The organism is Saccharothrix variisporea (genome assembly GCF_003634995.1).
Classification (GTDB): Bacteria; Actinomycetota; Actinomycetes; order Mycobacteriales; family Pseudonocardiaceae; genus Actinosynnema; species Actinosynnema variisporeum.
The window spans coordinates 2,389,828-2,409,747 of record NZ_RBXR01000001.1; the positions used below are offsets into that span (position 1 = coordinate 2,389,828).

Consider the following 19,920-nt stretch of genomic DNA (forward strand, 5'->3'; position numbering starts at 1 on the left):
CGCACAGGCGGTTCACAGGTTCGGCACAAGTCGTGCCCAGGGTGGGCCACCAGGGTCTGGGGTATGCGAGCGCGACTTCCCCTGTTGTTGTTGCTGGGCGGGACGGCCGTGTTGTACCTGTGGCGGCTGGGGGACTCCGGGTGGGCCAACGCCTACTACTCGGCCGCCGCCCAGGCCGGTGCCGCCAGTTGGCGGGCGTGGTTCTTCGGGGCCACCGACGCTTCCGGGTCCATCACGGTCGACAAGACACCGGCGTCCGTGTGGGTCATGGGGCTCTCGGCCCGGCTCTTCGGCGTCAACGCCTGGAGCGTGCTGGTCCCGCAGGCCCTGATGGGGGTGGCGAGCGTCGGACTCCTGTACGCCACCGTGAAGAGGACCGCGGGGCAGGCCGCCGGGTTGATCGCGGGTGTGGTGTTCGCGTTGACGCCGGTCGCGGTGTTGATGTTCCGGTTCAACAACCCCGACGCGTTGTTGGTGCTGCTGCTCGTCGCCGGGGCCTACTGCACGGTCCGGGCGGCGGAAAGCGCTTCCTGGCGGTGGTTGGTGCTGGCCGGGGCGGCGGTGGGCGTCGGGTTCCTCACCAAGATGTTGCAGGCGTTCCTGGTGTTGCCGGCGTTCGGGGCGGCGTACGCGTTCGCGGCGCCCACCAGTTGGGGGCGCAAGGTCCTGCACCTGTCGGGTGCGCTGGGGGCGATGGTCGTCGCCGGCGGGTGGTGGGTGCTGGTCGTCGAACTGGTGCCCGACCGGCCTTACATCGGCGGGTCGCAGGGCAACAGCGTGCTGGAACTGGCCCTGGGCTACAACGGGTTGGGCCGGCTGACCGGCGACGAGGTCGGCAGTGTCGGCGGCGGGCGCGGGTGGGGCTCGGTGGGGTGGAGCCGGCTGCTGGGCGCGGAGATGGGTGGCCAGATCGCCTGGTTGCTGCCGACCGCGTTGGTGCTGCTGGTCGCGGGGGCCTGGGCGGGACGGCGGCGCGAGCGAGTGGGGTTGCTGCTCTGGGGCGGGTGGCTCCTGGTGACCGCCGGTGTCTTCAGCTTCATGAACGGGATCATCCACGCGTACTACACCGTCGCCCTGGCACCCGCGATCGGCGCGATCATCGGCACCGGCGCGGTCGTGTTGTGGCGGCGCAGGACCGAACCCGGGGCGGCGGCGGCGTTGTCGGGGGCGCTCGCGGTGACGGCGCTCCAGTGCTACCTGCTGCTCCTGGGCTGGTCCCCGGCGCTGGCCACGGCCGTCCTGGTGCTCGGGCTGCTGGCGGCGGTCGGCCTGTTCCTGTCCGCGGCCGCGCCGCCGGCCCTCGTGGTGCCGGTCGCGGTGGTGGCGGCGCTGCTCGGGCCGGGCGCGTACTCGGTGGCCACCGCCGCCACCCCGCACTCCGGCGCCATCCCCAGTGCCGGCCCGGCCTCCTCGAGGGGTGGAGGCGTGGTCGTGTTCGGTGGGGCGAACCGCGGCATGGGTGGTCTGCTCAGCGCGCCGACACCGGGGGCGCAGCTGGTCGACCTCCTCCGCGACAACAGCGGCAGGTACAAGTGGGCCGCTGCCGTGGTCGGGTCCAACAACGCCGCCGGCTACCAGTTGGGCAGCGGCGTGCCCGTGATGGCGGTGGGCGGGTTCAACGGCACCGATCCCGCGCCCACGCTCGAGCAATTCCAGCAGCTGGTCCGCAGTGGACAGATCCACTACTTCCTCGGCGGCGCCTTCATGCCCGCCGAGACCGGCAGCGACGCCTCCCAGCGGATCGCCGAGTGGGTCGAGGCCACGTTCCAGGCCACCACCGTGGACGACGTCACCGTCTACGACCTCACAGCGGAGGCACAGGGATGACACACGAGTCGCCCAGCGAAGCACCCGAGGCTGATCCCATGACGACCCCGAGCCCGACGGCCACGGCGACGCTCACGACGACCCCCGTGCTCGACGTGGTGGTCCCCGTCTACAACGAGGAGCGCGACCTGGCACCGTGCGTGCGCAAGCTGCACGCCGACCTGACCCAGACCTTCCCCTACCGGTTCCGCATCACCATCGCCAACAACGCCAGCACGGACGGCACCCGCGCGGTCGCCGACGAGCTCGCGGCGGAGATCGAGGAGGTGGAAGCGGTCCACCTCGACCAGAAAGGCCGGGGACGGGCGCTCAACGCCGTGTGGTCGGCGTCGGACGCGAAAGTCCTGGCGTACATGGACGTGGACCTCTCCACCGACCTGGCCGCCCTCGCCCCGCTGGTCGCGCCGCTGATCTCCGGCCACTCCGACATCGCGATCGGCAGCCGGCTGGCGCGCGGCGCGCGAGTCGTGAGGGGCCCCAAGCGCGAGTTCATCTCCCGCTGCTACAACCTGATCCTGCGCGGCGCGCTGGCGATCCGGTTCTCCGACGCGCAGTGCGGGTTCAAGGCGATCCGGGCGGACGTGGCGCGCCGCCTGCTTCCGCACGTCGAGGACACCGGCTGGTTCTTCGACACCGAACTGCTCGTGCTGGCCGAACGGGCGGGCGCGCGCATCCACGAGGTGCCGGTGGACTGGGTGGACGACCCGGACAGCCGGGTGGACATCGTCGCCACCGCCGTCGCCGACCTCAAGGGCGTGGCCCGGGTCGGGCGGGGCCTGCTGACCGGGCGCATCCCGATCGGCGAACTCCGCGCGCAACTCGGCCGCGCTCCCCTGGAGCCGACGACCCCCGGCGTCCCGAAGGGCCTGTTCCGCCAGTTGGTCCGGTTCGCCGCCATCGGCATCGCCAGCACACTCGCCTACCTGCTCCTCTTCGTCCTGCTGCGCGGCACTTTCACCGCACAAGGCGCGAACCTGGTGGCACTGCTGGCCACGGCCATCGCCAACACGGCCGCCAACCGCCGGTTCACCTTCGGCGTGCGCGGCCGGCACGGCGCGGGCCGCCACCAGTTCGAGGGCTTGATCGTGTTCGGCCTGTGCCTCGCCCTCACCAGCGGCGCCCTCGCGCTGCTGCACCACGTCACCGACCCCGGCGGCGGTGCCGAGCTGGCCGCCGTCGTCGGCGCGAACCTGCTGGCCACCGTCGTGCGCTTCCTGTTGCTGCGCAACTGGGTCTTCCGCAACCGTCCCCAGGAGTCCACCTCATGACCGCCACCCTGACCGCACCCACCCCCACACCCGCGCCACCGCGCGCCACCCCGAAGTGGACGACACCGGCGCTGGTCGTGCTGCTCGCGGGCACGGCGGTGCTGTACCTGTGGCACCTCACCGATTCCGGCTGGGGCAACGAGTACTACGCCGCCGCCACCCAGGCCGGCTCCCAAAGCTGGACGGCGTGGTTGTTCGGCGGGCTGGACGCGGGCGGCGTGATCACCGTGGACAAGCCGCCGGCGTCGCTGTGGGTGAGCGGGTTGTTCGCGCGGGTCTTCGGGTTCTCCAGCTTCACCGTCCTGGCTCCCCAGGCGATCGAGGGCGTCCTCACCGTCTGGCTGCTCTACGCCACCGTCAAGCGCACGTCCGGCGCGGTCGCCGGGCTACTCGCGGGCGCGGCACTGGCCGTGACACCGGTCGCGGTGCTGATGTTCCGCTTCAACCTGCCGGACGCACTCCTCGTGCTGCTCATGGTGGCCGGGGCGTACTGCACCGTCCGCGCGCTGGAAAACGCTTCCCCGAAGTGGCTCGCACTCGCCGGCGTCGCCATCGGTTTCGCGTTCCTGGCAAAGATGGGCCAAGCGCTCCAAGTGCTCCCGGCTTTCACCGCCGCCTACCTCCTCGCCGCACCCACCACGCTGGGCAAGCGTTTGCTGCACCTGGTGGGAGCCGGGTTGGCGGTCGTGGTCTCGGCCGGTTGGTTCATCGCCCTGGTCGAGCTGTGGCCCACCGACTCCCGCCCGTACATCGGCGGTTCCACGAACGACTCGCTGTGGCAGTTGGCCATGGGCTACAACGGCCTGGGCCGCATCTTCGGCGGTGGACGCGGCGCGGTCGTCGGCGGCGGCGGCAACGCCAACCTCGGTTTCGGCGGCGAGACCGGCATCGACCGGCTCTTCGGGGCCAGCATGGGCGCCGAGATCTCGTGGCTGCTGCCGGCGGCGATCGTCGGCGTCCTGGCGGGCCTGTGGTTCACCCGCAAGGCACCGCGCACCGACCGCACCCGCGCGGCACTGGTCCTGTGGGGACTGTGGGTGCTGGTCAACGGGGTCGTGTTCAGCTTCATGAGCGGCATCACGCACCCGTACTACACGGTCGCGGTCGCCCCGGGCGTCGCCGCCATCGTCGCCATCGCCGGCCGCGAGATGTGGCGGGGCCGGCACATCCAGCCGGTGCGGATCGCGCTCGCGGTCATGGTGGCCGCGTCCGGTTTCTGGGGCTTCATCCTGCTCGCCCGGTTCGCCGACTGGCAGCCCGCCATCCGCTGGACCGTCCTGGTCCTCACGATCCTCGTCACCACGGCGATCATCATGGGCGCCAAGCGGACCGCCGCCCTGACCACCGCGACCGCGCTGCTGTCGTCCGTCGCGTTCGGCCTGGCGACAGCGGCCACCCCGCACGGCGGCTCGATCCCCATGTCCGGCCCCGCGTCCTACGCCTCCGACCAGGGCGTGCGCGGCATCGGCACGTCCGAGCAGGTCGCCGACCTGCTGCGCAACACCACCGGCACGTGGGCGGCGGCGACGGTCAGCGCGCAGTCGGCGGCGAACCTGTCCCTGGCCAGCGGCAAGGCCGTCATCGGCATCGGCGGCTGGAGCGGCGGCGACCCCGCGCCCACGCTGGAGGAGTTCCAGCGGTACGTGGCGGAGGGCCGCATCGGCTACTTCGTCTCCGGCGGCGGCATGGGCGGCCGGGGCGGCGGCGAGATCGCCGACTGGGTCGCGGCGAACTACACCGCGACCACCGTGGACGGCACCACCGTCTACCGGCTCAGCTAGTCCTGCGGAAGGCCTCGACCGGCTGCTGGGGCGCCTCCTGCCCCACCCAGGACCGGTAGACGATCGTGGCGGCGTAGGGCAGGAAGTCCCTGCCCCGCCGCCACAACCACGGGATCCCCTTGAACAGCAGCCAAGCGGCGTGGTGCAACGGCGTGATCTTCAGCCCGCCCGTGCACACCAGACTCACCGGCGCGACGACCTCACACCCCTGCTCAGCCAACCGCTCCGCGAACGCCTTGGCCAGCTTCCGGTGCCCCAACTCGGACGGGTGCAACCGATCCACCGCCCAGGTGTCCAACGAGTACGCACCGTCCATCAGATCAAGATCGACACACCCAACCCCGTGCCGCCGCACCACAGCGTCGATGACGGCGTTCAACTCGGCCACCCGAGCCGACAACGCCCGCCGCAACGGCCCAGGCAACCGGAACACCCGACTGTGGTCGTGGAACCGCACAGTCACCACCCGCGCCCCAACAGCCGCCAGCTCCCCCACAATCGCATCCAGATCCTCATGCACCCGAACCGGGTCAAAATCCGACCGAAGCGTGTCGTTCATCCCCACCAACACCACAGCCGCATCAGGCCGAGCCCGAAGCGCCGCCGGCAACTGCTCGAACCGAACAGACGCCACCCGAGCCCCTTGAACCGACGGGTTGAGGTACCGAGCCCCCGGAAACGCCGCCGCGAGCAACGCCCCCACCCCACGCCACCCACCCCGAACGGGATCCCCCACCCCGACCGTGGTCGAGTCCCCCAGCACCACCAGGCTACGCACCACATCGGCCACGCGACGACGATCCCGCAACGACGTGTCCACCCGGGAACAGCAGGCAGAACGCCCCCCGCACGTTGCTTTTCACGTTGGCTACCAGCCACAGGAAGGGCCTCGGTTTCTCCCCCGTACGGCCTGGGCGCAGCCCAACCACGCTTGGCCCGTTTGTGCAACCAGCTTTTCCGGTTGCTCAAACGGGCCAAGTGTGGTTGCCTCCGGCAGGCCGTACGGGGGAGAAACCGACGCCCTTCCACCCCCGGGGGCCTGCCGCGCGGCGAGCGCCGCTTTTCAGCTTTTCAGCTCTTCAGCTCTTGATCAGCGCGAAGCGCTAGCGAAACGCCGGGTACAGCGGCAGCTCCACCGACGCTTCCCCAAACCGAGCCACCAACGCCTCCACCACGGCCTCAGCGTGGAACGCCACCGGCTTCACCCCCAGAGCCAACGCGTCAGCCCGCAACCGCACCCACCGCGAAGCCAACACCGTGCTCCGCGGCGGCGAGTCCAACGGCCGGTGCCCCGAAGGCAGCGCCAGGTCCAACCGCGGCAACCCCCGCCACGTCGCCAGCCACACCCACAGCAACTGCGCTTCCAACAACTTCGGCAGGAACACCGCGTCGTCGTCCAGGTCCGGCCACACGCCGCCGACCTCGGCCCGCCACGCCGCCACCATCGCCTCGGACATCCCCGCCGGCAGCCCGTAGCCGCACCAGCACGACGGGAACGGCACCCGCAGGCACGCCGCGTCGAACACGATGTCCCGCACGCACCCGCCCTCGAAGTCGAGGAACCGCACGCCCTTGCTGGTCACCAGGTGGTTGTCCGGGCACGAGGTCGACGGCGAGAACGCCCGCCGGCGCGAGTGCACGAACCCGCGCACCGCCTGTTCGGCGAACTCCACCACCGGAGCCGGCGTGTCGACGTCCCACGCCGTGGCCAGCAACGTCGGTAACCCGGCCAGCGCCGCGTGCACGTCCACCGCGATCGGGTCGGCGCAGCACTGGCTGCCCTGCCGCCGCATCAACGCGTCGAAGTCGGCGTCCCGCCCCGCCGTGGTCGCGTGCAGGCGGCCCATCGCGTGCGCCCACGACAGCAGCCCGCGCTCGGCCGCCCGCGCGTCGGAGCCCAGCAGCTTCTCCGCCAGCCGGGGCGCCTTGCCGAGGTCCTCCAGGACGACCAACCGGGCCTCGGCGTCCTGGGCGACCAGCTCCGGGGTCAACCGGTCCTCACCGGGCAGGGCCGTCAGGAGCTTGTGGCTGACCGCCTCGTGGGCGAACGGGTCCCGGTCGGCCACGGCCGACGGGTAGCGCTTCACGACCAGCGTCCGGGGCAGGGAGAACGGCGTCGAGGCGACCCGCACCCGCACGACGACCGACCGGCCGGCGCCCCCGAGTCGTTCGGGGTCGGCCAGTCTGACCTGCGCTCCGAAGCGCCTGCTCAGCACGGACTCGGCGGCGGCCACCGCCGCGAGCAGGTCGGAGTGGTCGGCGTCGTCGATGTCCGCTGGGCCGGCGGTGATCTCCACGCTCATCCCCTCCGACCCTACCCCGGTGGCCACCGACCTGACAGAACCCGTCCGGGCACCGTGACGGTAGTGCTCATATGCATGGTTGGACCACCACTTGTCGATAACGGAACCGACCAACTGGTGGAACGGCCGCGCTACCGGGTGGACACCTACCCGTTCGACAGCGGCCTGCCGACCGCCCTGGTGCGCCCCCGCCGGTTGCGCAGCGCGAGCACCAACGCCGCCGCGACCACGATGCCCACCAGGTTCACCGCCAGTTGCAGCACCGAGTACCCGCAGATCGCCCACTCGCCCAGCACGGCCGCGATGGCCGCGTACCCGGCGGCCGGCACGGTCGTCACCGAGATGAACACCCCGACCAGGGCCGCCGACTTCGCCGACGTCATGGACAGCATCCCCGCCGCGCCCGCCAGCAGCGCCACGATCAGCGAGAACGGCCCGACCTGGAACACGAAGTCCACCTGGTGGGCGGCCAGCACCATGTCCCGGTCGAACAACCCGGTGTAGGAGCCGACGACGGCCGCGCCGAACGTGATCACCATGGCCACCGGGAACCCGATGGCCAGCGCCGCCGCCGCCCGTCTGACCAGGTCCCAGCGCCGCAGCACCGTGCCGACCGCGAGCGCGGCCAGCGGCCCGAACTCGGGTCCGACGACCATCGCGCCGACGATCGTGACCGGCGAGTTCGTCACGACGCCCACCGCCGCCAGCAGGCACGCGATGCTCAGGAACGCCTGGAAGGTGACGTTGAGCCGGGACTCCTCGCCGGTCCGGGAGATCAACTCCTCCCACACCACGGCGTCGGCGCCCTCGCCTGGCGCGGCCTCCTCGGCCCGGTCCGCCGCGTCCGACAGCGCCGTGTCGATCTGCTCCAGCGTCACGCCGCCGGCGCGGTCGATGCCCATCGCGCACAACGCGCCGACCACCTCGTCGGTGGCCTCACGCGCCACGTCGGCCTCGACCACGTCACCGGCCGGGTCGATGGCCGCGCCCCGGAGCAGCACGACGTGGGTGACGCCGGGGTGCTCCTTGAGCACGGCCAGGACCTGGTCGGTGTGGTCGACCGGGCACACCGCACGCATGTGCAACATGGCCACAACTGTGCCCGATCGCCTTTCCCGCCGCTGCCGCTTGCTACTTCTGCCTGGGTACCGCCGCCGACCGCTCCGCCGCCGCTTACCACTCCTACTGCGGCTTCAGGTCACCCTGCGCCTACTGCGGCTTCAGGTCGCCCTGCGCCTGGTGGGGCTTCAGGTCGCCCTGCTTCTGGTCGCCCTGCTTCGCCTGCGGCTTCGCGTCCACGCCCGCTTCCTTGCGCTGCTGCGCGGTGATCGGCGCGGGCGCGGCGGTCAGCGGGTCGTAGCCGCCGCCGCTCTTCGGGAACGCGATGACCTCGCGGATGGAGTCCGCGCCGGCCAGCAGCATGGCGATGCGGTCCCAGCCGAACGCGATGCCGCCGTGCGGCGGGGCGCCGTACTTGAAGGCGTCGAGCAGGAAGCCGAACTTCTCCTGCGCCTCCTCCGCGCCGATGCCCATGACGTTGAACGCCCGCTGCTGCACGTCCGCCCGGTGGATACGGATGGAGCCGCCGCCGATCTCGTTGCCGTTGCAGACGATGTCGTAGGCGTAGGCCTTGGCGTTGCCCGGGTCCTCCTCGAAGCGGTCGATCCACTCCGGGGTGGGCGAGGTGAACGCGTGGTGCAGCGCGGTCCACTTGCCGCCGCCCACGGCCACGTCGCCCTCGGCGAGCTTGTCGGTGGCCTCGAACATCGGGAAGTCCACGACCCACACGAACGACCAGGAGCCCTCTTCGATCAGGCCGATCCGGTTCGCGATCTCCACGCGGGCCGCGCCGAGCAGGGCGCGCGCGCTGTCCGGGTCGCCCGCGCCGAAGAACACGCAGTCACCGGGGTTCGCGCCGACCGCCTTGGCCAGGCCGTCGCGCTCGGAGTCGGAGAGGTTCTTCGCGACCGGGCCGCCCAGGGTGCCGTCCTCCTGGACCAGCACGTAGGCCAGGCCCTTCGCGCCGCGCTGCTTGGCCCACTCCTGCCACGCGTCGAGCGTGCGGCGCGGCTGGGAGGCGCCGCCGGGCATGACGACCGCGCCCACGTACGGCGCCTGGAAGACGCGGAACGGGGTGTCCTTGAAGTACTCGGTCAGCTCGGTGAGCTCGAGGTCGAAGCGCAGGTCCGGCTTGTCCGAGCCGTACTTGGCCATCGCCTCGGCGTAGGAGATGCGGCGGAACGGGGTCGGGATGTCGTGGTCCGCGATGCCCTTCCACAGCGCCGTGATGATCTTCTCGCCCAGCGCGATGACGTCGTCCTGCTCGACGAAGCTCATCTCGATGTCGAGCTGGGTGAACTCGGGCTGCCGGTCGGCGCGGAAGTCCTCGTCCCGGTAGCAGCGGGCGATCTGGTAGTACCGCTCCAGGCCGCCGACCATGAGCAGCTGCTTGAACAGCTGCGGCGACTGGGGCAGCGCGTACCAGGAGCCGGGCCGCAGGCGAGCGGGCACCAGGAAGTCGCGCGCACCCTCGGGCGTGGAGCGGGTCAGGGTCGGGGTCTCGACCTCGACGAACTTCTCCGCGTGCAGCACCTCGCGGGCGATCCGGTTGGCCTCGCTGCGCAGCCGCATCGCCTTGGCCGGGCCGGAGCGGCGCAGGTCCAGGTAGCGGTGCTTGAGGCGGGCCTCCTCGCCGACCTCCAGGTGCTCGTCGAGCTGGAAGGGCAGCGGCGCGGCCTCGTTGAGGACCTCCAGCTCGGTGGCGTAGACCTCGATGTCACCGGTGGGCAGGTCGGGGTTCTCGCTGCCCTCGGGGCGGCGGGTGACGTCGCCGACGACCTTGACGACGAACTCGGAGCGCAGCTTGTGGGCGCGCTCGGCCATCTCGCCCTCGCGGAAGACGACCTGGGCGACCCCGGAGGCGTCGCGGAAGTCGATGAAGATCACGCCTCCGTGATCGCGCCGGCGGGCGACCCACCCGGTCAGGGTGACGGACTGCCCGGCGTGCTCGGCCCGGAGCGTCCCGGCCTCGTGCGTGCGCATCACGGGTACTGCTCTCCTCGTGCTAGCTGAACGGCGACTGGTCGTCAAGGCTAGCCAACGACCCCGTGCCGCACGCCACCAGGTTTCCCCAACGCGGCTCCCGGACCGACCTCGGCCGAACAATAGCTCGCCGATGAATTCGCGCACAGGTCGTCCGGAATATCCCGCCGGCCTATTCTCGTGGGTCATGCCGGAAACGCAGACAGTGGACCGGCCCGTGCCCGGTCCCGATTCCACGCGAACCCGAAGACCCGTTTCCCGCGTTCTGCGGAGAGCAGTCCAGTGGAATGACTGGACCAAGGCGCTGACCGCCGTGGTGGCGTGGCACGTGGTGTTGAGCCTGACCGCCTACGTCTTCCAGGGTTCGCAGCACCTCAACTACGCCTACCCGCCGGTCCTGAGCCCCCAGCCGACCCCGTTGTCACACATGCTCCGCTTCGACGCCCTGTACTACGTCGACATCGTCGCCAACGGCTACGACCTGCGGAACAAGCCCCACCTGGCGGCCTTCTACCCGCTGTTCCCGCTCGCCACCTGGGTCGTCCACAAGATCACTTTCGCCCAGTTGGGCATCCTCGGCGCGGGACTCGTCGTCAACGTCCTCGGGTCGTGGTTCGCCGTGGTCGCCCTCTTGAGGACCGCTCGTCATTTCATCGCCGACAAAACCCTCCACTGGCTCACACCCGCGCTCTTCCTCACCGCGCCCTCGGCGTATTTCCTGCACGTCATGTACAGCGAGGCGCTGTTCTGCGCGATCGCTTTCTGGGCATACCTGTTCGCCTTGGAGAGGCGTTGGGTGCCGATGGGGCTGTGCCTCATCCCGCTGACCGCGAGCCGGATCACCGCCGCGTTGTTCGTCGGGCTCTGCCTGGTGGAATTCCTGCGGTCGCGGGGCCGGCGGCGGCCCTGGTCGTGGCACCTGCTGTGGTTCCCGGCGGCGTTCGCCGGGCTTGGCGCGTACTGGGTGTTCCTGTGGCGGCTCACCGGCAACCCGTTCGCCAACTTCGCCGGGCACCGCATGTGGCCCTACCAGGTGTTCAACCCCGACATCTTCGCCACGTGGGGTGCGGAGGTCACCGCGGCGGTCCGCGCGCTGCGGTACGGGCCGTTGGACGCGGTGCAGGTGGTCGACCACGTCCTGCCGGTGGTCGCGTTGACCGTGGTACTGGCGGTGTCGGTGTACCTGGTGGTCGAGCTGCGCGGCCAAGGCGTGCCGTTGGCGCTGTTCGGCGTGGCGGCGCTGGTGATGCTGAGCCTCAACAGCAACCTGGTGTCGGTGCACCGGTACGTCCTGCCGCTGCTGGTGGTCTACGTCGGGTTGACGGTGCTGTTCGCCCGGCGGCCCGCGGCCCGGCCGGTGGTGTTCGGGCTGGTGTTCACCCACATGCTCGCCTTCGGGTTCCTCTACGCGTCCTTCGTTTCCGGCAACTGGTCGGCTTAGGATCTCCGGCTGTGGCCAGACGCGTGCTCCTGCTCTTGGTTCCCTTGGCCCTGACCGCGGGGTGCACGACGGCGGTGGCGGGTCGGCCGGTGGCCGGGCCGCTGCCCGAGGTGCCCACCGTGGCGTGCGACTACGACCACCCGGTGGACGGTCCGGCCAAGGACGTGGACCCGCCGGTGGAGCGGGCCGACGCCGAGGGCACGGTCGTGGTCGAGGTCGAGACCAGCCAGGGCGCGCTGGAGTTCTCCCTGGACGCCGCGAGCGCGCCCTGTTCGGTGCACAACTTCCGGCACCTGGTGGCGGAGAAGTTCTTCGAGGGGACGTCGTGCCACCGGCTGACCGTCGACGGCCTGTGGGTGCTCCAGTGCGGCGACGCCACCGACACCGGCCAGGGGACGACCGGCTACGAGTTCGACGACCCGGACGCGAAGACCGGCGGCTACGACCGGGGCGTGATCGCGATGGCCAACCGGCAGGAGGCCGGCACCAACAGCAGCCAGTTCTTCATCGTGCACAAGGACAGCTCGTTCGACCCGGACTTCCCGGTGCTCGGGCGGGTGTCGAAGGGCATGGACGTGATCGACAAGGTGGCGGCCGGCGGCGTGGTGCCGGGCACCGGGTTCTCGGAGACGGACGGCCGCCCCGTGGTGCCGCTGAAGTTCGTGTCGCTGAAGGAGAAGTAGGCGGGGCCGCCTCCCTCGTGAGGAGACGGCCCCGGTCACGCTGGTCGCGTCAGGCGCTGGGCGCCAGGTAGAGCAGGCGGTTCGGCGAGCCGGTGCCCGGGCTGGTGACCTTGCCCGTGGTGGCCTGGCCGGTCAGGTAGCTCGCCACCTGGGCCGGGGTCGCCGACCGGTTGTTCTGCAGGTAGCGGGCCGCCGCGCCGGCCACGTGCGGGGTCGCCATCGACGTGCCGGAGATGGTGTTGGTGGCGGTGTCGCCGGTGTTCCACGCCGAGGTGATGGACGAGCCGGGCGCGAAGATGTCCAGCACCGAGCCGTAGTTCGAGTAGCTCGCGCGGGCGTCGGTGTTGGTGGTCGCGCCGACCGTGATGGCCTCGGTGACCCGGGCCGGCGAGTAGCTGGACGCGTTGGCGTTGCTGTTGCCCGCCGCGATGGCGTAGGTGACGCCCGCCGCGATGGACCGGCGCACGGCGTCGTCCAGGGTGGTGGACGCGCCGCCGCCCAGGCTCATGTTCGCCACGGCCGGCTTGACGTGGTTGCGGGTCACCCAGTCGATGCCCGCGACGACACCGGCGGTGGTGCCGGAGCCGGAGTTGTTCAGCACGCGGACGCCGTAGATCGTGGCGCCCTTGGCGACGCCGTACTGGCTGCCCGCGATCGTGCCCGCCACGTGCGTGCCGTGGCCGTTGCCGTCCTGGGCGACGCTGTCGTTGTCCACGGCGTCGTAGCCGTTGCGCGCCCGGCCGCCGAAGGTGCTGTGGCTGATGCGGACACCGGTGTCGATGACGTAGACGTTCACGCCCGCGCCGGTCGAGGTGTAGCTGTAGGCGGAGTTGAGCGGCAGGTCGCGCTGGTCGATGCGGTCCAGGCCCCACGACGGCGGGTTGGTCTGGGTGGCCTGGAGGTGGAGCACCTGGTCCTGCTCCACGTAGTCGACCGCCGGGTTGGCGGCCAGGCGCTTCGCGGCGGACTCGGGCAGGCTCACGGTGAAGCCGTTGAGCGCGCTGCCGAAGACGCGGTCGACCTTGCCGCCGTACTGGTTCGCCAGCTTCTCGGCGGACGCGGCGGAGCCGTCCTTGAGCTTGACGATGAAGCTGTTCTGCACCTTCTCGGCCGCGTCGGCGGCACGGATCTCGCCCTCCGCGGCCTGAGCGGGTGACGCCAACAGGGAACTCGCCGCGGCGACGATCGCCGTCGCGCCGACCCCGGCCAGGAACCGGACCTGTCGTGACTGTCGCATGGGTGCTTCCTTCTCGCTGACGGCGGCTCGACCGTCACCCCCGAGTGGGACATGCGTGCAGGGGCTCGGGCGTGACGCTGGGCCACCTTGCCCTCGCTGACAGTCACCAACGCTAACCGGGACGTCCGTACTGCCGGAAGTGTGAAAGATTGCCAGTTATCACACTGCGTGAAGAAGTCACCTGACCTGCCCTTTCCCGAATTGCGGGAGACCTGCTAGGGGTCGCGGCGCTACCTTCCCCGCATGCGCCTGGAACCCGTCACCGAGGACAACTACCGCGCCGTCATCGCCCTGGAGGTCCACGAGGAGCAGCGCGGCTTCGTGGCCACCAACCTGCGCTCGATCGCAGACGCCTGGATCTACCGCCCGAAGATGCAACCGCTCGCGCTGTACTCGGGCGAGGAGCTGGTCGGCTTCACACTGCTCTACCGGGACGAACCGCACGACCTCCACATAGTCCGGTTCATGATCGACCGAAGGGCGCAGGGGCGAGGCCTGGGACGGAAGGGGCTGGCAGCGATCGCGGAGGTGGCTCGGGGCGAGGGACGGACGCAGCTGTCGCTGAGCCTGGTGCCGGGCAACGCGGTCGCGCACGGCTTGTACGCGGCGTTCGGTTTCAAGGAGACCGGCGAGATGGAGGGCGACGAGATCGTCATGAAGCACGACCTAACCCCCGCCCGCCACCCTTGAGCAGGACCACCCGGCACGCTCCAACACGACCGCCGCGCGCGGCAGGCTCCAACACGACCGCCGCGCGGCACACTTCAGCACCACCGCCCCGCGCGGCGCGCTTCAGCCCACCGCCCCGCGCGCATGCTTCAGCACCACCTCCCCGCGCGGCATGCTTTTCGTTCGGGCTGCCGCGCGGCACCCGCCTGCCTGGGCTTCTTGCTTGTGTCATCCCCGTATGGCCTGCCCGAAGGGCTACCGCATTTTCCGGGGGTTGCGGCCGAAATTTTTGTGAGGAACGAGCAAAAATTTTAGCGGCAACCCCCGGAAAATGTGGTAGGCTCCGCCAGGTCATACGGGGATGGCACAAGCAAGAAGCCCCCGCCCTTTCTTTTGTGTCCATCCTTGGCGGCCTGCCCGCCGGCGAGGCTCTTTTCGCTTTTCGCTTTTCAAGATCTTTTAGAAGCGGCGCTTCACTCTCAAGCCGAACGCGCTTCGCGCTGGTACGCGCTGCGCGCTCTCAAGATGACAAGCGGCGCTCGCCGCGCGGCAGGCCGCCAGCGGGGGGTGAAGGGCGTCGGTTCCCCCGCCGTATGGCCTGGCGGAGCCAACCACATTTTCCAGGGGTTGCCGCTAAAACTTTTGCTCGTTCCTCGCAAAACTTTCGGCTGCAACCCCTGGAAAATGCGGTAGCCCTTCGGGCAGGCCATACGGCGGGGGAACCGAGGCCCTCCACCTGTGGTTGGGACCACCACACAAAAGCGCGCTGCGCGCGCCGAAAAACAGGCGCTGCGCGCGTTGGAAAGCGCGTGGGTGGCTCACGTTCCGGACGGGCGGGGTTGCTCTGGGGGGACCGAGCTCTCGGCGAGCGCCATCCACTGGTCCAGGTCGGCTTGTGTGAACTCCGTCCACGGCGGGACCTCCGGGAGCCGGCGGAGGAGGTCGTAGGCCTCGGGGATCTGGGGGGCGCGCAGGACCGGGCAGTGGCAGCCGGCGATGACCTCGGCGTTCAGGTGCTGGAAGTCCGCCACGACCGCCTCGAACTTCGCGGCGTCCAGCAGCGCGGCCCAGGGGGCGACCAAGCGTCCCCCGAACAACTGGCCGTCGCGGAAGTCCTCCGGGGACAGGTCCGCCGTTTCGGGCATGGGGGTCGGCACGTTCGTGGCGAAGGTGTCGACCGACCACAGGACGTCGGTCTTCGAGTCGAAGAGGGCGCGGGTCGTCGGGTTGTCGTAGAGGGGCGGTCTTTTGGCGACCAGGGTGCGGTCGCCGGCGTCGATCGTGTCGCCATCCGTCATGAAGCGGCACCGGTTGATCGGGACCTCCCACTCCTCGGCCATGCGGCCGATGGAGAACCACGTCGTCAGCAGGGTCGCGTTCGGGCACGCCGCGAGGGCCGCCAAGAGGTTGCCGGCGTGGTCGCGGTCGTCGTGGGTGAGGAAGATCCACCGCACGTCCAAGGGGTCCACGACGGACCAGGCCGCCTCGAGCCACTGCGCGCGCACCGCGGGCGCCCCGGTGTCGACGAGGACCGGTTCGGCTCCCCGGATCACCATCGAGTTCATGTGGAAGTGACCGACCGGCGGGGCCTCCAGCGCCCACGGGATGACGAACGTCTCCTCGGCGATCTTGTACGGCTGCAACAGGTTGAAACTCTGCGTGGTTGTCATGGCGCTCTCCCCTGAACGGAGTAGCCGCGGCGTTAAGCCATCCAGTGCAACTCCGCGCCGGGGTTTCGTCAACCGCAGAACCGGACGCGGTCAGCCCACCGAGACCGGGCCGCCGGGGGCCGACCACTCCCCCGGCGGCCGGCGGTCAGCGTGCGGGGGACCAGTACAGGAGCTTGCCCCACGACAACGGGGTCGCCTCGCGGACCAGTTCCCCGTGGACCTGGGCCGGTGTGGCGGCGCGGTTCAGGTGCAGGTACCGCAGGGCCACGCCGGTCACGTACCCGGTCGACATCGACGTCCCGCTGATGGTGTTGGTCGCCGTGTCGCTCGTGTACCACGCACCCGTGATGGACACACCCGGCGCATAAAGGTCCACGACCGATCCGTAGTTCGAGAAAGTGGCCTTGCTGTCCGTAGTGGTCGACGCGCCCGACGTGATCGCCTCGACCACCCGCGCGGGCGAGTAGCCGGAAGCGTCGCTGTTGCTGCCGCCCGCCGTCACGGACGCGCTGACGCCGGACGCGATCAACTTCCGCACGGCGTCGTCCATCGCCGTGGACGGGCCACCACCCAGTGACAGGTTCGCCACGGCCGGCCTGACGGCGTTCCGGGCCACCCAGTCGATCCCGGCGATGACACCGGCCGTGGTGCCGCTGCCGGACCCGTTGAGGACCCGGACGCCGCACACCCGCGCCTGCTTGGCCACCCCGTACGTGCGGCCGGCGATCAAGGACGCGATGTGGGTGCCGTGGCCGTTGTCGTCCTGGGCGATGGTGTCGTCGTCCACCGCGTCCCAGCCGTTGCACGCGCGTCCGCCGAACTCCGTGTGCGTGACGCGGATGCCGGTGTCGATCACGTACGCCGTGGTCCCCAGGCCGGTGGACGTGTAGCTGTACTTGGCGTCCAGCGGCAGGGCGCGCTGGTCGATGCGGTCCAGGCCCCACGGCGGGTTGTACTGGGTCGTGTGCGCCCGCACCACCTGGTCCTGCTCCACGTACTCCACCGCCGGGTCGGCGGCCAGTCGACGGGCCTCACGAGCGCTCAACCGCACCGAGAACCCGTGGAACAGTCCACTGTAGACCCGCTCGGGAGCGAACCGGTCCACAGTGGACAGGGCTGCGGTGTCCTTGAGCTTGACTATGTAACTGCCGGGCACGGCCGAAGGAGATCCGGCGTGCAGGACGGCACCTTCGGCCTCGGCGGGTGTGGCGAGGCCGGCGACGACCAGGGCGGCGACCGCCGCGCCGGGGATGAGCTTGCGCATGGCGATTCCTTCGCGGGGGTCAGCGGGACGGGGACCAGTAGAGGAGCTTGCCGCCCCACGGCAGCGGGGTGGCCTCGCGCACGAGCTCGGCGTGCACCTGTGCCGGCGTGGCGGTGGGGTTGAACTGGAGGAACCGCACGGCCACCCCGCTGACGAAACCGGTCGCCATCGACGTGCCGCTCAGCGTGTTGGTCGCGGTGTCACTGGTGTGCCAGGCGGACTTGATGCCGACGCCGGGCGCGAACAGGTCCACCCCGGAGCCGTAGTTGGAGAACGACGCCCGTGCGTCGGTGGAGGTCGTCGCGCCGGACGTGATCGCCTCCGCCACCCGCGCCGGCGAGGTGTTCACGGTGCCGCTGCCGCTGCTGCCCGCGGTCACCGACGCGGTGACGCCCGAGGCGATGAGGCGGCGCACGGCGTCGTCCAGCGCGGTGGACGCCCCGCCGCCGAGGCTGAAGTTCGCGACGGCGGGCTTGCGGGCGTGCGCGGCCACCCAGTCGACGCCGGCGATCACACCGGAGATCGTGCCGCTGCCCGACCCGTTCAGGACGCGCACGCCGTAGACGTCGACGCCCTTCGCCACGCCGTAGGTGCGCCCGGCGATGGTGCCGGCGACGTGCGTGCCGTGCCCGTTGTCGTCCTGGGCCACGGGGTCGTTGTCGACGGCGTCCCAGCCGTGGAACGCGCGTCCGCCGAACTCCTCGTGCGTGGTCCGGATGCCGGTGTCGACGACGTACACCGAGGTCGTCGCACCGGTGGAGGTGTAGCTGTAGGTGGTGTCCAGCGGCAGGGCGCGCTGGTCGGTGCGGTCCAGGCCCCACGGCGCGTCGGGCTGGGTCGAGAGGGCGTGGACGTACTGGTCCTGCTCGACGTACTCGACGGCCGGGTGGGCGGCCAGGCGGCGGGCCTCGCGCGCGGTCAACCGGGTGGAGAACCCGCCGGTGAAGACCCGGTCGGCGGCGACGGGCGCGGTGGCGCCGGGCTTGAGCTTGACGAGGTAACTGCCGGGCACGGCCCACGGCGAGGCGGCGCGCAGGACCGCGCCTTCCGAAGCCGTGGCGGGGGTGACCACGACGGCGACCAGCAGTGCCGCGGCGGCCAAGCCGGGTAACAGGGGTTTGCGCATGGATGTCGTCCTTTGCAGGGGTGGGACGAGGGTCAGGCGGAGGGGTTGCTCCGCGTAGCCGGCTCCGACAACGTGCCGGAGAACCCATTCAACGCTGTGGAGAAAATACGGTCCACGCAACGACCGAAGCGAGCGGCAGGCGAGTTGGCACGCGCTGTGGAGAAATCCTTCAGCGCAACGGTGTTGCGGTTCGGGATGGCGCCCGCCGCCGCGATGGTCCTTTCGGGGGCATGAACGGTGGTCGAAGTGACGGCGGCCACAGGGGCTCTCGCGCCCGCCGTGGCGATCCAACGGAGCTTGCGCATACCTGGTCCGTTCTTCGCAGGGAACGGCGCGCGGCGCCCGGTGGAGCGGCAGGGGCGGGGCCGCGGACCGCCTCGTGTGGGCTGCATCACCCCACGTACCCGAGGCTATGGGGCGGTTCGGGTACCGGGAAGCGACCACTTGTCCCAGCGGGAGTGCGACGATCGCCGGGACCGGGACCTTCACACCCCCGCTGTTAATGAGAATTCAAACATTTCACGGTCCGGGGGATTTTGCCCGCCGATTCGGTTAAATTCACGTCGGGAAACCCGATCGGCTGTACCGCCGGGGTGATTTCCCACGATAACGTCGCTCGCCTTGTCCTCGGGAGAACGGAGTGGAGATGCCAACGCCAGTCGTCGGGCCGGATTCGCGGGTGCGCGATCCCCGACGGATCGACGGAGGAGCAGACCCCTTCGCGGACGCACTGCGATCGGCGATCCGGGCGAAGGGACTGAGCCTGGAGCGCATCCAGCACAAGCTGCGGTCACGCGGCGTGGCGGTCAGCATCGCCGCGCTGAGCTACTGGCAGTCCGGGCGGCGCCGCCCGGAGCGGCCCGACTCGCTCGCGGCGGTCGGGCACCTGGAGGAGATCCTCGACGTCGGGGAGGGCGGCCTGAGCACCCTGCTCGGTCCGCCGCGTCCGCGCGGGAAGGCGCGGCCGAGGTCTCGGCACACCGGTCCGGAGGGGTGGGTCCACCGGAACGACTACGAGACCATGGCCGAGCTGCTCGCCGACGTCGACACGAGCACCGACCAGGACCTCACCCGGCTCAGCCTGCGGGACCAGGTGGAGCTGGCGATGGACGGCAGCACCCGGCGGGTGCGCTCGCGGCAGGTGCTGCGGGCCGAACGGGCGGGCGTGGACCGGGTCCTGCTCGGCTACGACACCCGGCTGCCGGGTGACCCGCTGCCGGTGATCGGCACGCTGCGCTCGTGCCGGCTGGGACGGGTGTCCGCGGACCCGCGCAACGGTCTGATGATCGCCGAGCTGCTGTTCGAACGGCCGTTGCGCCGGGGCGAGCGGACCGCGGTGGAGTACGAGCTGATCCACATGGCCCCGCACCACCCCACGCACGACAACACCTACTCGCGCCGGTTCCGCCACCCGGTCCGGGAGTACGTCCTGGAGGTCAGGTACGACTCCCGGTGCAGGCCTGCGCGGTGCGAGCAGTTCACGACGGACCTGTCCGGCGGCGAGCCCGCCGACGTCCGCGAGACCCCGGTGGACACCTGGGGTTACGCGTACGCCGTGGCGCTGGACTTCGGTCCCGGCGTGGTGGGACTGCGCTGGGATTGGACGTGA

15 protein-coding genes are annotated in these 19,920 nt (G+C 70.7%); 7 read left to right on the plus strand and 8 right to left on the minus strand.

From position 1 onward, the window contains the following. Positions 1-63 precede the first annotated feature (63 nt). The 3 genes from DFJ66_RS10380 to DFJ66_RS10390 are packed head-to-tail and all read left to right on the plus strand — an operon-like array spanning position 64 to position 4,876. Complete coding sequence (locus DFJ66_RS10380; protein ID WP_121220239.1) at positions 64-1,827, plus strand: glycosyltransferase family 39 protein; 1,764 nt, start codon at positions 64-66, stop codon at positions 1,825-1,827. Between the two features lie 38 nt (positions 1,828-1,865). After that, positions 1,866-3,095 (plus strand): bifunctional glycosyltransferase family 2/GtrA family protein, encoded by a 1,230-nt coding sequence (locus tag DFJ66_RS10385; protein ID WP_170199255.1) that lies wholly within the window; start codon positions 1,866-1,868, stop codon positions 3,093-3,095. Then, complete coding sequence (locus tag DFJ66_RS10390; protein WP_121220243.1) at positions 3,092-4,876, plus strand: ArnT family glycosyltransferase; 1,785 nt, start codon at positions 3,092-3,094, stop codon at positions 4,874-4,876. The genes DFJ66_RS10385 and DFJ66_RS10390 overlap by 4 nt, the downstream gene beginning before the upstream one ends. On the opposite strand, the gene DFJ66_RS10395 is transcribed toward DFJ66_RS10390, so the two are convergent. From DFJ66_RS10395 to aspS, 4 genes are all read right to left on the minus strand, one after another. Further along, positions 4,869-5,696, minus strand: coding sequence for an SGNH/GDSL hydrolase family protein (locus tag DFJ66_RS10395; protein ID WP_342776947.1), 828 nt, complete (start codon positions 5,694-5,696; stop codon positions 4,869-4,871). The genes DFJ66_RS10390 and DFJ66_RS10395 overlap by 8 nt on opposite strands. A 283-nt stretch (positions 5,697-5,979) precedes the next feature. Then, entirely contained in the window at positions 5,980-7,179 is a 1,200-nt protein-coding gene (locus tag DFJ66_RS10400) for a hypothetical protein (RefSeq protein WP_121220245.1), read from the minus strand. 146 nt (positions 7,180-7,325) lie between these two features. Further along, complete coding sequence (locus DFJ66_RS10405) at positions 7,326-8,267, minus strand: DUF389 domain-containing protein (RefSeq protein WP_121230970.1); 942 nt, start codon at positions 8,265-8,267, stop codon at positions 7,326-7,328. Positions 8,268-8,388: 121 nt separating this feature from the next. Then, entirely contained in the window at positions 8,389-10,224 is a 1,836-nt protein-coding gene (gene aspS, locus DFJ66_RS10410) for an aspartate--tRNA ligase (RefSeq protein WP_121220247.1), read from the minus strand. A 184-nt stretch (positions 10,225-10,408) separates the two neighbouring features. Here aspS and DFJ66_RS10415 point away from each other — a divergent pair, with 184 nt between their 5' ends. Together DFJ66_RS10415 and DFJ66_RS42600 are read left to right on the plus strand one after the other, a co-directional pair. After that, positions 10,409-11,662, plus strand: a complete 1,254-nt coding sequence (locus DFJ66_RS10415; RefSeq protein WP_211351060.1) for a mannosyltransferase family protein — start codon at positions 10,409-10,411, stop codon at positions 11,660-11,662. A gap of 11 nt (positions 11,663-11,673) precedes the next feature. Continuing rightward, positions 11,674-12,345 (plus strand): peptidylprolyl isomerase, encoded by a 672-nt coding sequence (locus DFJ66_RS42600; RefSeq protein ID WP_170199259.1) that lies wholly within the window; start codon positions 11,674-11,676, stop codon positions 12,343-12,345. A 49-nt stretch (positions 12,346-12,394) separates the two neighbouring features. Here DFJ66_RS42600 and DFJ66_RS10425 read toward each other — a convergent pair whose 3' ends face one another. After that, the gene (locus DFJ66_RS10425; protein ID WP_121220253.1) at positions 12,395-13,582 is read right to left on the minus strand and encodes a S8 family peptidase; all 1,188 of its coding nucleotides are present in this window, start codon (positions 13,580-13,582) and stop codon (positions 12,395-12,397) included. Between the two features lie 243 nt (positions 13,583-13,825). Between DFJ66_RS10425 and DFJ66_RS10430 the strand changes: the two genes are divergently transcribed. Continuing rightward, complete coding sequence (locus DFJ66_RS10430) at positions 13,826-14,272, plus strand: GNAT family N-acetyltransferase (RefSeq protein ID WP_121220255.1); 447 nt, start codon at positions 13,826-13,828, stop codon at positions 14,270-14,272. Positions 14,273-15,069: 797 nt separating this feature from the next. Here DFJ66_RS10430 and DFJ66_RS10435 read toward each other — a convergent pair. The 3 genes from DFJ66_RS10435 to DFJ66_RS10445 all read right to left on the minus strand — a co-directional run bounded on the left by DFJ66_RS10435 (position 15,070) and on the right by DFJ66_RS10445 (position 18,311). Beyond that, positions 15,070-15,921, minus strand: coding sequence for an MBL fold metallo-hydrolase (locus tag DFJ66_RS10435; protein WP_121220257.1), 852 nt, complete (start codon positions 15,919-15,921; stop codon positions 15,070-15,072). 145 nt (positions 15,922-16,066) lie between these two features. Continuing rightward, positions 16,067-17,185 carry a S8 family peptidase gene (locus DFJ66_RS10440; RefSeq protein ID WP_121220259.1) on the minus strand — a complete coding sequence of 373 codons (1,119 nt, stop codon included), beginning with the start codon at positions 17,183-17,185 and terminating at the stop codon, positions 16,067-16,069. Between the two features lie 19 nt (positions 17,186-17,204). After that, positions 17,205-18,311: a S8 family peptidase gene (locus DFJ66_RS10445; RefSeq protein WP_121220261.1), complete on the minus strand. Its 1,107-nt coding sequence runs from the start codon at positions 18,309-18,311 to the stop codon at positions 17,205-17,207. A 646-nt stretch (positions 18,312-18,957) separates the two neighbouring features. Between DFJ66_RS10445 and DFJ66_RS10450 the strand changes: the two genes are divergently transcribed. Continuing rightward, positions 18,958-19,920, plus strand: coding sequence for a hypothetical protein (locus tag DFJ66_RS10450; protein WP_121230974.1), 963 nt, complete (start codon positions 18,958-18,960; stop codon positions 19,918-19,920).